Genomic DNA, 14,984 nt, shown 5'->3' with positions numbered 1-14,984 from the left:
AGTCATTTCACCCGAATGTGTTCGCGATCGCCGGTGATCACCGCCAGGATGTTGTGCCAGGCATCGGACGGTTCGTTGATGACGTCGCTGTGTGCAGACGGTCCCGCCATCGGCACACCCGTGAGGCGGCGCCCGGTGTCGAGTCGGATGACACCGGGCATCCGGTCCGGGTCGGCGCCGTGCGGCCCCAACGGGATGCCCTGCACCAGGGCGATCGGGTCGCCGGGCGCCGTCATGGAGAATCGCGACACACCGGGGTTACGATCGTGCCAATCAGACGGATCATGCACGCCCACACCGGCTCCCGCCGCCTCGACATAGACCACCCGATCGGCGGTCAGGCCGAATCGTTCCGCAGTGCCCAGGATCGACCCGCCGTAGGAGTGGCCCAGGTAGGTCACCGGAATCGCCCCGGCTCGCCGTTCGACATCCTCGCTGAACGCTGCCAGCCGCGGCGCCATCTGCAGGGCGTAGCGGGGATCGGCCGCGTCGACCACGCCGGCGAGCAGCGGACCGGTCGGGAAGTGCCCGCCGAGATAGCTGATCATGGCCACGTCGCCGCCGGAGCCGGCGACGAATCGTCGCGCGGTCGCGACGTCGTCGGCTGAACCGTCGAATGTGGTGTTCAGTCCGGGCACCAGCACCGCCAGCGCGCGTGCGCGGCCGAGATCACCGGATAACTCGATGAGGGATTCTCGCTCGGGGTCGAACGCCAGGATCTGGCGCGGTACCCGGCGGTCGTGGTCCAACGGATCGGGGACGTCGGCGAGCAGCGTCTCGTAGTACTCGATGCGCGCCCGGGCGTGGCGGTCATAGGCGGTGATGGTCGCGGCCCGTAGCGCCGGATCGACGTGCAGTGTCGCCCATAGCCGTTCGGCGTCGGCCGGATCACGCATGGCCGCGACGGTGGCCCGTAACTTCACCTCTTCGGGAATGTCGATGGTGCGGTGTTCGTCGAGGATCGCGTTGGCGATGTTGATCCGGTTGGCCGCCATACGCAGCTCCCACGGAACACCATCTGTGTTGCCCGCCGCATGAGGATTGTGTTCGATCAGACGCTGTTGCTCGGACTCTGTCATCGCTGCGATCTGGCCGGCGATGGTGTCCTGACTCATCCGTGGCCAGTCGGCGACCGGATCGCCGGCCGCCGCGGCCGGCCGGACCGCTGCCGAGCCGGCCGCTGCGGCATCGAACGCCGCATCGATCGCCGCTGCGGCGTCGGAGTCGGCCGCGCCGAGCGCGCTCAATGCACCCTGCAGCACGCGCGTCAGCGTGGCTGCGCGCTTATCGAGCATCGCCTGGGCCACCGTGACGGATCCGCCACTGCAGACCGCCAGCAGCGCTGACGGTTCGGCCGGCGGCCACACGGTCCCGTCGTCGGCGACCGGGCAGCCCTCGGCCCGCGCATCAGCCAGTAACCCCAGCACCCGATCCCGGCCGCGACCGATGATGTCGGCGGCGTCTCGCGCTTCGACGGCGGCCAGAACCAGCGCCTGGCACATCCGGCGCAATCCTGCTGCAGTCGGGCCGATCGCGTGGCGGGCCGCGCCTGCCGCCGATCCGATGAACACGCCCGTGGTGCCGGCGATCGCGTCGTCGACTGCGTCAGCCCGGGCCTGCAGCCGGCCCGCGGCACTGTCCCAGGCGTCGGCCAGTTCGGTCAGTGCCTCCGGTCGCCAGGTGAGCACCTGGGAGACGTTCGGGTGGGTCACCGTGGTCGGAGGCGCTCGGCGCCGGCGTCGTCGGCCGCGGCCAGTTCGTCGACCGACCGGCGTGTCGAGCAAACCCAATCCTGTACGGCCGTAGCGAGTCGGCGCACTTCAGCGGTGACACGCAGCGGCGTGTTCAAACTGCTCAGCGCAGAACCGGGTAGCGCCTCGAGGCCGGGAATCGGGATGTCGGCAAGTTCGTCAGCGGTGCGGGTCAGACGGTCCGTGAGTACCCACAGCGTGGCGGTATCGACGGCGACCGGCTTGGGCACGGCTCATGGTGGCATGTCAGTTGGTCGGGTTTTCTCGGCAATCCACAGGCATTTCGAACGCGTTTCGCGTACCGCTTGGCCACCGTGAGTGCAAACGAACCAGTAGGCTCGGTGTCGTGCAGCGGAGAATCATGGGCATCGAAACCGAATTCGGTGTCACCTGCACGTTCCACGGCCATCGCCGGCTCAGTCCGGACGAGGTCGCCCGGTATCTGTTCCGCCGGGTGGTGTCGTGGGGCCGCAGCTCGAACGTGTTCCTGCGCAACGGTGCGCGGTTGTACCTCGACGTGGGTAGCCACCCGGAGTACGCCACCGCCGAGTGCGACAACCTGGTGCAGCTGGTCACTCACGACCGCGCCGGTGAACGGGTGCTGGAAGACCTGCTCATCGATGCCGAACAGCGTCTGGCCGATGAGGGCATCGGCGGTGACATCTACCTGTTCAAGAACAACACCGATTCGGCCGGAAACTCCTACGGCTGCCACGAGAACTACCTGATCGTGCGTGCGGGGGAGTTCTCCCGGATTTCCGATGTGCTGTTGCCGTTCCTGGTCACCCGCCAGCTGATCTGCGGTGCCGGGAAGGTGCTGCAGACGCCCAAGGCCGCGACGTTCTGCCTCTCTCAGCGCGCTGAGCACATCTGGGAAGGAGTGTCCAGCGCGACCACTCGATCCCGGCCCATCATCAACACCCGCGACGAACCGCATGCCGATGCCGAGAAGTACCGCCGGCTGCACGTGATCGTCGGGGACTCCAATATGTGCGAGTCCACGACCATGCTCAAGGTCGGCACCGCCTCGCTGGTGCTGGAAATGATCGAGGCCGGCGTGGCGTTCCGCGATTTCTCGCTGGACAACCCGATCCGCGCCATCCGGGAGGTCAGCCACGACCTGACCGGGCGCCGGCCGGTCCGGCTGGCAGGCGGGCGGCAGGCCAGCGCCCTGGACATTCAGCGCGAGTATTACGCCCGCGCGGTGGAATACCTGCAGACCCGCGAGCCCAATACCCAGATCGACCAGGTCGTTGACCTATGGGGCCGCCAACTCGACGCTGTCGAGAGCCAGGACTTCGCGAAGGTGGACACCGAGATCGACTGGGTGATCAAGCGCAAGCTGTTCCAGCGCTACCAGGACCGCTACAGCATGGAGCTGTCCGACCCCAAGATCAGCCAACTCGACTTGGCCTATCACGACATCAAGCGCGGTCGCGGGGTCTTCGACCTGCTGCAGCGCAAGGGTTTGGCGACGCGGATCACCACCGACGAAGAGATCGAGGCGGCCGTCGACACGCCGCCGCAGACCACTCGGGCCAAGCTCCGCGGCGAATTCATCAGCGCCGCCCAGGAAGCCGGCCGCGATTTCACGGTGGACTGGGTGCATCTCAAGCTCAACGACCAGGCGCAGCGCACGGTGCTGTGCAAGGACCCATTCCGTTCGGTGGACGAGCGGGTCAAACGGCTCATCGCCAGCATGTGACGAGCGCGCCGCACGAGCGACGCGTCGATCCCGGCTAAGGTTTTCCGAGTGGCGACATCCAAGGTAGAGCGGTTGATGAATCTCGTCATCGCGCTGCTGTCCACCCATGGCTACATCACTGCAGAGCGCATCCGCTCTCATGTGGCCGGTTACGCCGACAGCCCCAGCGACGAAGCGTTCTCCCGGATGTTCGAACGCGACAAGAACGAACTGCGTGATCTGGGCATCCCGCTGGAGACCGGACGGGTCTCGGCGTTCGACCCCACCGAGGGCTACCGCATCAACCGGGATGCGTATGCGCTGCCCGACATCGAGCTGACCGACGAAGAGGCCGGGGCCGTGGCGATCGCCACCCAACTATGGGAGTCTCCCGAGCTGATCACCGCGACCCAGGGTGCGCTGCTGAAATTGCGCGCGGCCGGCGTCGACGTCGACCCTGACGCCGCCGTGGCGATCACCACCGCCGCCGGCCCGCCCGGGCTGCGTGGGTCGGAGGATGTGCTGGGGAACCTGTTGTCGGCCATCGATGCCGGTCATGCAGTGCAATTCCGGCACCGCTCCCTGCCCACCGATCCCTACACTGTGCGCACGGTGGAGCCGTGGGGCGTGGTCACTGACAAGGGCCGCTGGTATCTGGTCGGCCATGACCGGGACCGCAACGCCACCAGGACGTTTCGGCTGTCCCGCATCGGTGCCGACATCAAAACCGTTGGGGCGTCTGGATCGGTGACCCGGCCGGATGGTGTCGACCTGCGGGCGATCGTCGACCAGGTCATCGGCGAGACGCCCAGCGGCGTCCAAGCCTCGGTGTGGGTGGCCGATGGCCGGGCAATGTCGTTGCGCCGCAACGGAAGATCCGCGGGTGCGCGTACCATCGGCGGGCGCGCCGGTGAAGTCATCGAACTCGACATCGGCACCCGCGACCGGCTTGCCCGCGAGGTTGCGGGCTATGGGGCCGATGCCCTGGTGTTGGAACCGGCGACGTTGCGCGACGACGTGCTGGCGCGGCTGCGGGCGCAGGCGGATCGCGCATGACCCCCGTTTCGACGCGGCTGGTGCGGCTGCTGAACATGGTGCCGTACCTGAAGGCCAACCCCAGCATCACCTATGGCGAGGCCGCTGCCGATCTCGGCGTGAGCCGCAAGCAACTCCAGCAGGACCTCGACCAGCTTTGGATGTGCGGACTGCCGGGTTACGGACCGGGTGACCTGATCGACTTCGAGTTCTCCGGGGACACCATCAAGGTGACGTTCTCGGCGGGGATGGACGAGCCGCTGCGGCTGACTTCGCCGGAGGCCACCGGCCTGCTGGTGGCGCTGCGCGCCTTGATCGACATCCCCGGCGTGGTGGATCCGCAGGCTGCCCTGTCCGCCATCGCCAAGATCGAGTCGGCGGCGGGCACTGTCAGCCATGACCACACCCACGCCGTCGCCGCCGTGGAGGAGCGGGCGCCCATCGAAAGCGATACCGCCGCGGCTGTACGCGCGGCGGTCCGTGACGGTCGCGCGCTGTGCATCGAGTACTACTCGGCCTCCCGCGACACCCTGTCGAGCCGTGTCGTCGACCCCATCCGGGTGGTGATCGTCGGCGACCACAGCTACTTGAACGCCTGGTCACGCGACGCGGACGGGGTGCGGCTGTTCCGGTTCGACCGCATCGTTGAGGCGACCGTGCTCGACCAGGCCGCGGTCCCGCCGGAACCGGCCGTGCAGGCGCCGCCGGACACGTCGTTGTTCGACGCCGACCCCGCCCTCCCTGCGGCGACCCTGCTGCTGGCCCCGGCGGCGTCCTGGATGCTCGAGTACTACCCGATGCGGATTCTCGAGGAGCTGCCCGACGGCTACCACAAGGCCGTGATGACCTATGCCTCCGAGGAGTGGATGGGCAGGGTGTTACTGGGATTCGGCGCCGATGTTCGGGTGCTGGAGCCCGAATCGCTGGTGAACCGGGTGCGTGCACGCGCGGAGGCGGCGCTGGCCGCGTACGCCGATCTCACCGGCTGACCTGCATCCCGGCTCGTCAGGGGCCGGTGGGGTAGCATCAAACCAACGTCTGGAGGTGACCAAATTGGGTGCTCTACAACCGTGGCACTGGCTGATTCTCATCGCCGTGGTCGTGCTGCTCTTTGGGTCGAAGAGGTTGCCTGACGCTGCCCGTTCGCTGGGCAAGTCGATGCGCATCTTCAAGTCGGAGGTCAAGGAGCTGCAGAACGAGAGCAAGACGGACACTCCCGTCACGCCTGCGCAGCCGCCGACCCAGGTTCAGTCCGAGCGCGTCGAGGCCCCGGTGACACCGCCGGCCCAGAGCCACACCGACGCCAAACCAGCCTGAACCCGACGACGATCAGGCGCTCATGCGCCGTAGTTAGACGCTGCCGTGCGCTCCCCTAAGATCCTGTCGCGGCTCGACCCACGACAACGCCGCAGCCGCACCAATCCCGACGGGACGATGTCCCTCGTCGACCACATCCGGGAACTGCGGACCCGGCTGCTGATCTCGATCGGTGCCGTCGCGCTGACCACCATCATCGGCTTCCTCTGGTACAGCCACGGCTTCTTCGGGGTGGAGAGCCTGGGTGAATGGCTGCGCGAGCCCTACTGTTCGCTGCCGCAATCGGCCCGGGCGGATATCAGCGCCGACGGCGGCTGCCGGTTGCTGGCAACCGCGCCGTTCGACCAATTCATGCTGCGGCTCAAGGTCGGCCTGACCGCGGGCATCGTGCTGGCCTGCCCGGTGTGGCTGCACCAGCTGTGGGCGTTCATCACCCCCGGTCTGTACCGCAACGAACGCCGGTTCGCGTCGGTGTTCGTCTTCTTCGCGGCTCTGTTGTTCATGTCCGGCACCGTGCTGGCCTACTTCGTGCTGTCCAAGGCATTGCACTTCCTGCTGACGGTCGGCAGCGACGTTCAGGTCACCGCGCTGTCCGGCGACCAATACTTCGGCTTCCTGATCAACCTGCTGCTGATCTTCGGCGTCAGCTTTGAATTCCCGCTGCTGATCATCATGCTCAACATGATCGGCATGTTGCCGTACGCCAAGCTCAAGTTGTGGCGTCGCGGCTTGATCTTCGGGGTGTTCGTCTTCGCCGCCTTCGCCACGCCGGGCTCGGATCCGTTCTCGATGCTGGCTCTCGGTCTGGCGCTGACGGTGCTGCTGGAGTTCGCGATCCAGATCGCCCGTCTGCACGACCGGCGAAAGGCCAAGCGGGAAGGGCAAGCCGAGATTCCCGACGACCAGGCCGCACCGATCGAGGCGCCCACTCCGGTAGCCGCCCCGACGACGTTTGCGGCACAGCATGACGACATCACCTGAGTCCCAGCTTGGGGAGTTCACCGAGCTGCTGACGTTTCGGCTAGACCCGTTCCAGGTGCAGGCGTGTGAGGCCCTGGAACGCGGCCACGGCGTGCTGGTGTGCGCCCCGACCGGCGCGGGCAAGACGGTCGTCGGCGAGTTCGCGGTGCACCTGGCGTTGGCGGCGGGCCGAAAGTGCTTCTACACCACGCCGATCAAAGCGCTGAGCAACCAGAAGCACAACGATCTGGTGCGCCGCTACGGCGCCGAGAACATCGGTCTGCTGACCGGCGATCAGTCGATCAACGGCGACGCGCCGGTGGTGGTGATGACCACCGAGGTGCTGCGCAACATGCTGTACGCCGGTTCAGAAACATTGCGTGCGCTGTCCCACGTGGTGATGGATGAGGTGCACTTCCTCGCCGATCGGATGCGCGGCGCGGTGTGGGAAGAGGTGATCCTGCACCTGCCCGAGGATGTGCGGCTGGTCAGCCTGTCGGCCACGGTCAGTAATGCCGAGGAGTTCGGTGGCTGGATCCAGACCGTGCGCGGCGATACCACCGTCGTGGTCGACGAGCACCGGCCGGTGCCGCTGTGGCAGCACGTTCTGGTCGGCAAGCGGCTGTTCGACCTATTCGACTACGACCGTGAGGGGAAGCAGCACCTCGTTGACCCGGAGCTGATCCGGCATATCGCGCATCGGCGTGAGGCCGAACGCCTGACCGACTGGGAACCACGCCGGCGCGGTCCGGGGCGCCAAGGAGGCCGATCGAGTCTGTACCGTCCGCCGGCCCGCCCCGACGTGATCGCCTCGCTGGACCGGGAGGGGCTGTTGCCGGCCATCACATTCATCTTCTCCCGCGCTGGCTGCGATGCCGCGGTCAAGCAGTGCCTGCGCAGCCCATTGCGGCTGACCAATGACGAGGACCGTAAGCGGATCGCCGAGGTGATCGACCGCCGCTGCGGCGATCTCGCCGATCCCGACCTGGCGGTGCTGGGCTATTACGAATGGCGTGAGGGCCTGCTGCGTGGGCTCGCCGCTCACCATGCCGGCATGCTGCCGGTGTTCCGCCACACCGTTGAGGAATTGTTCACAGCAGGCTTGGTGAAGGCCGTCTTCGCAACCGAGACGCTGGCGCTGGGCATCAACATGCCGGCCCGCACCGTCGTGCTGGAGAAGCTGGTCAAGTTCAACGGCGAACAGCACATGCCGCTGACGCCGGGGGAGTACACCCAGTTGACCGGGCGCGCTGGGCGGCGCGGGATCGACGTCGAGGGCCACGCCGTCGTGCTGTGGCATCCCGGCGAAGATACAGCGGATCCTTCCGAAATCGCCGGGCTGGCGTCGACGCGAACGTTCCCGCTGAAGAGCTCCTTCGCGCCGTCGTACAACATGACGATCAACCTGGTGAATCAGATGGGCCCCCAGCAGGCCCATCAGCTGTTGGAGCGGTCGTTCGCGCAGTATCAAGCCGACCGGTCGGTGGTGGGTTTGGTCCGCGGTGTCGAACGGGGCGAGAAGATGCTGGGCGACATCGCCGCCGAGCTGGGCTGGGACCGCCGGGCAAATCCCGACCGCGAGCCGGCGATCCTCGACTACGTGCGGCTGCGCGCCAAGATCAGCGAGCGGGAACGTGCGCAATCCCGGGCGTCGCGGCTGCAGCGCAGGCGGGCCACCGCCGACGCGCTGGCGGCGTTGCGAAAAGGCGACATCATCAACATCAACCAGGGGCGTCGCGGCGGACTGGCCGTTGTCCTGGAAGCGGCCAACGACCCGTCCGACCCGCGACCGCTGGTATTGACCGAAAACCGTTGGGCCGGAAGGGTTTCCTCGGCCGATTTCGCTGGGTTGACGGCACCGCTGGGGTCGATGTCACTGCCCAAGCGGATCGAGCATCGTCAGCCGAGGGTGCGCAGGGACCTGGCGTCAGCGTTGCTGTCGGCGTCAGCCGGGCTGATGGTGCCCTCGGCCCGTCGACGCCGTGGCGAGAGCGACGAGCCCGCCGATATCGACCCGGAGCTGGCGTCGCTGCGCGAAGCGATGCGCAAGCACTCGGTGCATGGGCTCGCCGACCGGGAAGCCAAGGTGCGTATCGGCGAGCGCTATCTGCGGGTGGAACGCGACAACGAGCAGATCCGCAACAAGGTCAGTGCCGCGACCAACTCATTGGCCCGCACCTTCGACCGGATTGTGGGACTGCTGACCGAGCGCGGGTTCATTGAAGGAACCGGCGGGCAGGAGCGAAGCGACTCGGGGATAGGAACCGGCGGGGGCGACCCGCGGGTGACGGCCGACGGCCGGCTGCTGGCGCGGATTTACAGCGAGAGCGACCTGCTGGTCGCCGAGTGCCTGCGCACCGGAGTCTGGAAGGGGCTGGCGCCGGCCGAGTTGGCCGCGGTGCTCTCGGCGATGGTGTTCGAAACCCGCGGCAGCGACGGACCAACACCCGCGCACGCGATCGATATGCCCACCCCGAAGGTGCGCCGCGCACTGGTCGAGACGCGACGGCTGTCCGGGCAGCTGCGCGCCGACGAGAATCGGCACCGGATCGCCCCGACCCGCGAGCCCGACGAGGGATTCGTCCCCGCCGTCTACCGCTGGGCGACGACCGGCGACCTGGCTGCCGCCCTGGCGGCCTCCGATGTGGCTGGTGGGGGCACGCCACTGCCTGCGGGCGATTTCGTGCGGTGGTGTCGTCAGGTGCTCGACCTGCTCGACCAGGTGCGCAACGCCGGGCCGGAAGCCGGCCTGCGGAGCACCGCGAAACGTGCCATTGACGACATTCGGCGCGGCGTCGTCGCTGTTGATGGCGGGTAGGGTTGTGCAAACGCTACGGTGGGAGCGGCGAATCGCTACCAGATCAAGGAGAGACGATGAGCGGACCGCAGGGATCTGACCCCAATCCCTGGCAGGGCCAGCCCGCGCAGGGTCAGGATCAGCCCGCCCCCGGCTCCGAGCAGCCCGCACCCGCTGCGCCGGCCTGGCCGCAGCCGGAGACGCCGGGCGGTGAGACGCCGGCCTGGCAGCAGCCGACCAGCGAGCCCCCGGCGTGGCAACCGCCCGCCTATACCCAGCAGCAGTACCCGCAGTACGGTCAGCAGCCGACGCAGGGGTACCCGCAACAGCCGTACCAGGCTCCGACCGAATACAACCCGGGTGCCTACGGCCAGCCGGGCCAGTACGGTCAGCCTGCCCAGCCAGGCCAGTACGGTCAGCCGCAGTACGGCCAGTACCCGCAGCAACCGGGCGATCCCGGTCAGTACGCTCCCTACCCGCCCGTCGGGGAGGAAGGCGCCAAGAAGTCCTCGACTGTGATTTTCGCCGTGGTCGGTGTGCTGGCCGCGATCGTCGTCGCCGTCGTGCTGGTGATGGGCTTCTGGAAGCCCGGCTTCTTCGTCACAACCAAGCTGGATATCGGCAAGGCTCAGGTCGGCGTGCAGCAGATCCTCACCGACGAGACCAACGGCTACGGCGCCAAGAACGTCAAGGACGTGAAGTGCAACAACGGTGCGAACCCCACGGTCAAGAAGGGTGACACCTTCACCTGCGAGGTGAGCATCGACGGCACCAAGCGCCAGGTGACGGTGACGTTCCAGGACGACAAGGGCACATACGAGGTCGGCCGGCCGAAGTAGGCTTTGCCGCGCTATTTGTGCCGAGATTGTACTCAGCCAGTGTTCTGCTCAAGCTTTCGCTGCGCCGAGGTCGACGCTGGCGAGGGTCAGTTCGAGAAGCGTCCGCGCTAGCGTCAATCTCGGTATGAATCCGGCTTAGTCGGGCAGCGCGTCGAGCGCTTTCTGCAGGCGCGCGATCGACGAGCTGACGCCATACGCGTGGGCCAGGTCTGCGACGCGGGCGGGGTCGGCGGCCGCCAGCGGCAGCCGATCGTCGGCAGTGGAGAACTCGATGGGCGCATCGCGGGCCACCAGCACCACCGGGCCGGCTGCCTCGATGTAATCGGTGGCGGCCAGCAGCTTGGCGCGAATAGCTTTGGATAGCTTGGATTTCGGGTCGTGGGCGGCCGCCAGGATGTCGGCCAGCGAGCCGTACTGGGCGAGCAGCGTGGCCGCGGTCTTCTCCCCGACGCCCGGCACCCCGGGTAGCCCGTCGGACGGATCACCGCGCAGCAGAGCCAGTTCGGCGTAGGCCGACCCCGCCCGATGCAGCGGCACTCCGTAGCGCTCGGCGACCTCGGCCGGCCCGAACTTCGTCGCGTTCGACAGTCCCCGGCCCAGATAGAGCACCCGCACCGCCACCGGGTCGTCGCCCACCAGCTGCAGCAGATCGCGGTCACCGCTGACAACCACGACCGGATCGCGCTTTTCGGCAGTGGCCAGCGTGCCCAGCACGTCGTCGGCCTCGAAACCCGCTGCGCCCGCGGTGGCGATCCCGAATGCGCCGAGCAGCTCCATGATCATCTCGACCTGCGGGCTCAGCTCGTCCGGAACCTCCTCCAAATCTGTTTCACCGGTTGCCTTTTCAGGGTCTTTCTCGATGGCGACCCGGTGCGCCTTGTACGACGGGATCGCGTCGACCCGGAATTGCGGGCGCCAGTCCAGATCGAGGCACACCACCAGCCGGTTGGGGCGTTCCCGGGTGATCAGTGTCGCCACACTGTCGAGGAACCCCCGCACAGCGTTGACCGGCCTGCCGTCGGGCGCGGTGATGGACGAAGGCACGCCGAAGAACGAACGAAACCACATGCTGGCGCCGTCGAGGAGTAACACCGGTGCAGACATGCCAGCCATCCTGCCTGGTCCGCTTAGAAGACCGACCACCGGGCGAGGCGGGCGAATTCTTCGATGGCGGCAATCGCGCCTGCGGAGTTGCCGTCGCGGTCCAGGGGTGGGCTCCACACGCAGATGGTGCCGCGGCCGGGCATGATGGCCACGATCCCGCCGCCGATGCCGCTCTTGGCGGGTAGTCCGATCCGGTAGGCAATGTCGCCGGCGGCGCCATACATGCCTGAGGTGAGCAGGACGGCGTTCACCCGTCGAACCGAGGCTTCGTCAAGTGGGTTGTTGTTGCCGGTCCGGTCCGCCAGAAAAAGTGCTGCCCGGGCGATGGTCTGGACGTTGGCTGTGATCGCGCACTGGCCGAAGTACTGCTGCAGGACGTGGTCGATCGGATTCTGCAGCACTCCGTGCTCGGCCAGAACATGCGCGATGGCCGAATTGCGGTGCCCGGTCAGTGTCTCTGACAGCGCCACCCTGGCGTCGGAGGTGACGGCGGCGTGCGGATCGACACTGCGGAGCAAGCCGATGGTTGCGCCAACCGGGTCACCGCGGTGCGTGATCAAGCGATCGGTGACGACGATCGCGCCGGAGTTGACGAAGGGGTTGGCGGGCCTGCCGTTGTTACGTTCCAGGTCGGCAACGGATCCGTAGCCGGCGTTGGTGGGGCCCCAGCCGATCTCGAGCCATGCGTCGGGGCATTGCTGCAGCAGCACGCACAAAGCGAAGAGCTTCGACAGGCTCTGGATCGAGAACGGTTCTGCGCTGTCGCCGGTGTGCAGCAGCGCTCCGTCGACAGTGGCGACGGCCATCGCAAACTTGGTGGCGGGCACTGCGGCCAAGGCGGGGATCTGGCTGCTCACGGTCCCGGTGATGGAGGCGCGTTGCCCGCATTTCGCAGCGGTATTGAGATGAGCCGTCAGCCTTTCGGCCTCAGTTGATGGTTCCGCGCAGGTTGCCATCGTTTTCATCCCGTCGGACATAGACATCGGTTTTGCTCCAAAGGCTGGGGTTTAAGACCTTTACTGTCTTCAACGCCGTTAACAGCATGTCACGACTATCAACATATGGTCTATAGGTCTTGTTTTTAGTTCTTTAAGGATCTACGCTCGCCGTCAGCGGTGATGTAGGTCACCCCCGATACGAAAGGCGGGCTCTATGGCCGTCAAACCAGCACAGGCGGTCGACGCCACCGGTGGCGCCGAAGGTGGACACACTCTCAAGCGAGGCGCGATCGGCTTGGCCGGTGTGGTGTTCATGGTGGTGGCGTTCTCGGCGCCGATCACGGCGATGTCAGGCAATCTGCCTGTCGCGGTTGGTTTCGGCAACGGCCTAGGGGCGCCTGGTGGTTTCATCATCGCCACCGTTGTGCTTTTGGTGTTCAGTATCGGCTTCGTCGCATTGGCCAGGCACATCACGGCTGCGGGCGCGTTTTACACGTTCGTGTCGCGAGGGTGGTCAAAGATCCCCGGGCTGCCCGCCGGGGTGATGTCGATGTTCACCTACATGATCATGGAAGCCGGTCTGATCGGTATCTTCTCCGCTTTTGCTGACCAGGCCTTCACGGCTCAGTTCGGGATCGACTTGCCGTGGATCTTCTACGCCGTCATCTGCCTTGTCGTCATCGCGGTGCTGTCGCATTGGGACATCTCGGTAGCCGCCAAGGTGCTAGGGGTGGTCCTGGTGGCCGAACTGGCCGTGCTCGGCATCAGCGCGGTGGCCTCGCTGGCGCATCATCCCGACGGGATGAGCTTCACCTCGTTGAATCCGCTGACGGCGTTGAGCACCAATGGCGTATCTGGGGGAGTGGTCGGGCTCGGCTTGCTGATGGCGTTCTGGTCCTGGGTCGGGTTCGAGTCGACGGCCATCTACGGTGAGGAGTCCAAGGACCCGAAGACGATCGTCCCGCGCGCCACCATTATCGCGGTGATCAGCATCGGAGTGTTCTACACGTTCATCGCCTGGGGGGTCATCGTGGGCAACGGGCCCGCGAAAGCTGTCGAATTAGCTTCCGGCCCAACGCCGTTCGATATGCTCTACGCGCCGGCCGAGCTGTACTTGGGGCATTGGGCAGTCACCGTTTTCGAGTGGTTGGTGCTGGGCGGGTCGTTCGCCTGCGCGCTGGCGATTCACAACTCCGCGGCCCGCTATCTCTTCGCTTTCGGTCGGGACGGTCTGCTGCCGCGCCGGCTCGGCGAAGCTCACCCCAGGCATGCGTCGCCGTGGATTGCATCGCTGACTCAAAGCGTGTTCGCCGGCATCGTGCTGATCATCTGTGCCGTCAGTGGCGCTGACCCATACGCTGTGCTCTTTGTGCTGGTCGGCATCCTGGCGACGATCTGCCTGCTGATCGTGCAAACCATGTCCTCGGTGGCCACCGTTGTGTACTTCCATGTCAAGAAGCAACATCCCGAGACCGCCAGCTGGTGGCGGACGTTGTTGGCGCCCATCCTGGGTGGAGCCGGCATGGTGTACGTCATCTACCTGATGGCCTCCAACATCACCGCGGCAGCAGGTTCGGCGTCGGGAACGCTGTTCTTCAAGCTGATCCCCTACATCGTGGTCGGGTTGTTCGCGTTCTCGTTGGGGCTGGCACTGTACTGGCGCAAAGCGCGTCCGGATCTGTATGAGCGCATCGGGTCGACCGTCTTCGACGACCACCAGATCGAACACCCCGTCAAGTAGTCCGCAGCAGGGCGTGGTGTGACGGTATCCACGAAAGGGATTGTTGAAGTGACCGACTGGTCGACGATGAAAGTGCTGGTGACCGGCGGAAGCCAGGGCATCGGTGTCGGTATCGCCAGAGGCTTCGCCGAGGCCGGGGCGGCCGTGGTCATCAGCGGACGATCGGCAGACAAGCTCGATGCCGCGGTACGGCGCTTGAGTGTCCACGGCGCGCGGGTGTATTCGATCGTCGCGGATGTGTCTGACCGGCAGTCATGTCACCGGATGGCCGCCGACGCCGTCGGAATCCTCGGCGGTATGGATGTGTTGTGCGCCAACGCTGGGATTTACCCCGAGTGCGACCTGGATGCACTCGACGATGACGGGCTGAGGTCGATCTTCGCCACCAATGTCGCCGGCACCATCTTCAGCGTGCAGGCATGTCGGGACGCGCTGCGGGCCAGCGGTCGGGGCCGGGTGGTGGTGACGTCTTCGATCACCGGACCGGTAACGGGCTACGCCGGGCTGGGGCATTACGGGGCGAGCAAGGCTGCCCAACTGGGATTTGTGCGTTCGGCTGCCCTGGAATTGGCTCCGGACGGTGTCACGATCAACGCGGTCCTCCCCGGCAGTATCGCCACAGAAGGGCTCGACGGGCTGGGGGAGGAGGCCATCGCCGGCATGGTGGCAGCCATCCCCCAGCGCCGGTTGGGGGCACCGGCCGACGTCGCAGCGGCCGCGATGTTCTTTGCCAGTGAGCAGGCTGGATTCGTGACCGGACAGTCGTTGATCGTCGATGGCGGCCAGACGTTGCCTGAGATTCCCGAAACCCGTTGACT

13 protein-coding genes are annotated in these 14,984 nt (G+C 66.5%); 9 read left to right on the top strand and 4 right to left on the bottom strand.

The features are described 5' to 3' along the window. Positions 1-2 precede the first annotated feature (2 nt). Both G6N38_RS28660 and G6N38_RS28655 read right to left on the bottom strand, forming a co-directional pair. The gene (locus G6N38_RS28660; RefSeq protein ID WP_407662853.1) at positions 3-1,688 is read right to left on the bottom strand and encodes an alpha/beta hydrolase; all 1,686 of its coding nucleotides are present in this window, start codon (positions 1,686-1,688) and stop codon (positions 3-5) included. 20 nt (positions 1,689-1,708) lie between these two features. Continuing rightward, the gene (locus G6N38_RS28655) at positions 1,709-1,981 is read right to left on the bottom strand and encodes a DUF7162 family protein (protein WP_163751465.1); all 273 of its coding nucleotides are present in this window, start codon (positions 1,979-1,981) and stop codon (positions 1,709-1,711) included. 116 nt (positions 1,982-2,097) lie between these two features. Here G6N38_RS28655 and pafA point away from each other — a divergent pair, with 116 nt between their 5' ends. From pafA to G6N38_RS28620, 7 genes are all read left to right on the top strand, one after another. Next, a complete protein-coding gene (pafA, locus tag G6N38_RS28650; RefSeq protein ID WP_179968459.1) occupies positions 2,098-3,456 on the top strand; it encodes a Pup--protein ligase in 1,359 nt (452 codons plus the stop codon). Between the two features lie 48 nt (positions 3,457-3,504). Then, the gene (locus tag G6N38_RS28645) at positions 3,505-4,491 is read left to right on the top strand and encodes a helix-turn-helix transcriptional regulator (RefSeq protein ID WP_163751464.1); all 987 of its coding nucleotides are present in this window, start codon (positions 3,505-3,507) and stop codon (positions 4,489-4,491) included. Continuing rightward, complete coding sequence (locus G6N38_RS28640; protein WP_163751463.1) at positions 4,488-5,459, top strand: helix-turn-helix transcriptional regulator; 972 nt, start codon at positions 4,488-4,490, stop codon at positions 5,457-5,459. The genes G6N38_RS28645 and G6N38_RS28640 overlap by 4 nt, the downstream gene beginning before the upstream one ends. 64 nt (positions 5,460-5,523) lie before the next feature. Next, the gene (gene tatA, locus G6N38_RS28635) at positions 5,524-5,787 is read left to right on the top strand and encodes a Sec-independent protein translocase subunit TatA (protein WP_163752520.1); all 264 of its coding nucleotides are present in this window, start codon (positions 5,524-5,526) and stop codon (positions 5,785-5,787) included. A gap of 117 nt (positions 5,788-5,904) precedes the next feature. After that, positions 5,905-6,768 carry a twin-arginine translocase subunit TatC gene (tatC, locus tag G6N38_RS28630; protein WP_407663027.1) on the top strand — a complete coding sequence of 288 codons (864 nt, stop codon included), beginning with the start codon at positions 5,905-5,907 and terminating at the stop codon, positions 6,766-6,768. After that, positions 6,752-9,565, top strand: a complete 2,814-nt coding sequence (locus G6N38_RS28625) for a DEAD/DEAH box helicase (protein WP_163751461.1) — start codon at positions 6,752-6,754, stop codon at positions 9,563-9,565. The genes tatC and G6N38_RS28625 overlap by 17 nt, the downstream gene beginning before the upstream one ends. 56 nt (positions 9,566-9,621) lie before the next feature. Next, on the top strand, positions 9,622-10,383 hold the full coding sequence (locus G6N38_RS28620; protein WP_163751460.1) for a DUF4333 domain-containing protein: 762 nt from the start codon (positions 9,622-9,624) through the stop codon (positions 10,381-10,383). Positions 10,384-10,518: 135 nt separating this feature from the next. Here the strand turns inward: G6N38_RS28620 and G6N38_RS28615 are convergent, their stop codons facing one another. Both G6N38_RS28615 and glsA read right to left on the bottom strand, forming a co-directional pair. Continuing rightward, positions 10,519-11,487 (bottom strand): 5'-3' exonuclease, encoded by a 969-nt coding sequence (locus G6N38_RS28615; RefSeq protein ID WP_163751459.1) that lies wholly within the window; start codon positions 11,485-11,487, stop codon positions 10,519-10,521. A 23-nt stretch (positions 11,488-11,510) separates the two neighbouring features. Then, positions 11,511-12,344: a glutaminase A gene (glsA, locus tag G6N38_RS28610; RefSeq protein ID WP_246227494.1), complete on the bottom strand. Its 834-nt coding sequence runs from the start codon at positions 12,342-12,344 to the stop codon at positions 11,511-11,513. 295 nt (positions 12,345-12,639) lie between these two features. On the opposite strand from glsA, the gene G6N38_RS28605 reads away from it, so the two are divergent. Both G6N38_RS28605 and fabG read left to right on the top strand, forming a co-directional pair. Then, positions 12,640-14,166, top strand: coding sequence for an APC family permease (locus G6N38_RS28605; RefSeq protein WP_163751457.1), 1,527 nt, complete (start codon positions 12,640-12,642; stop codon positions 14,164-14,166). Between the two features lie 48 nt (positions 14,167-14,214). After that, entirely contained in the window at positions 14,215-14,982 is a 768-nt protein-coding gene (gene fabG, locus G6N38_RS28600) for a 3-oxoacyl-ACP reductase FabG (RefSeq protein WP_407662851.1), read from the top strand. The last annotated feature ends 2 nt before the right edge of the window (positions 14,983-14,984 follow it).

Source organism: Mycolicibacterium helvum, assembly GCF_010731895.1.
Lineage (GTDB): Bacteria > Actinomycetota > Actinomycetes > Mycobacteriales > Mycobacteriaceae > Mycobacterium > Mycobacterium helvum.
This window is presented reverse-complemented; position numbering and strand designations above follow the sequence as displayed.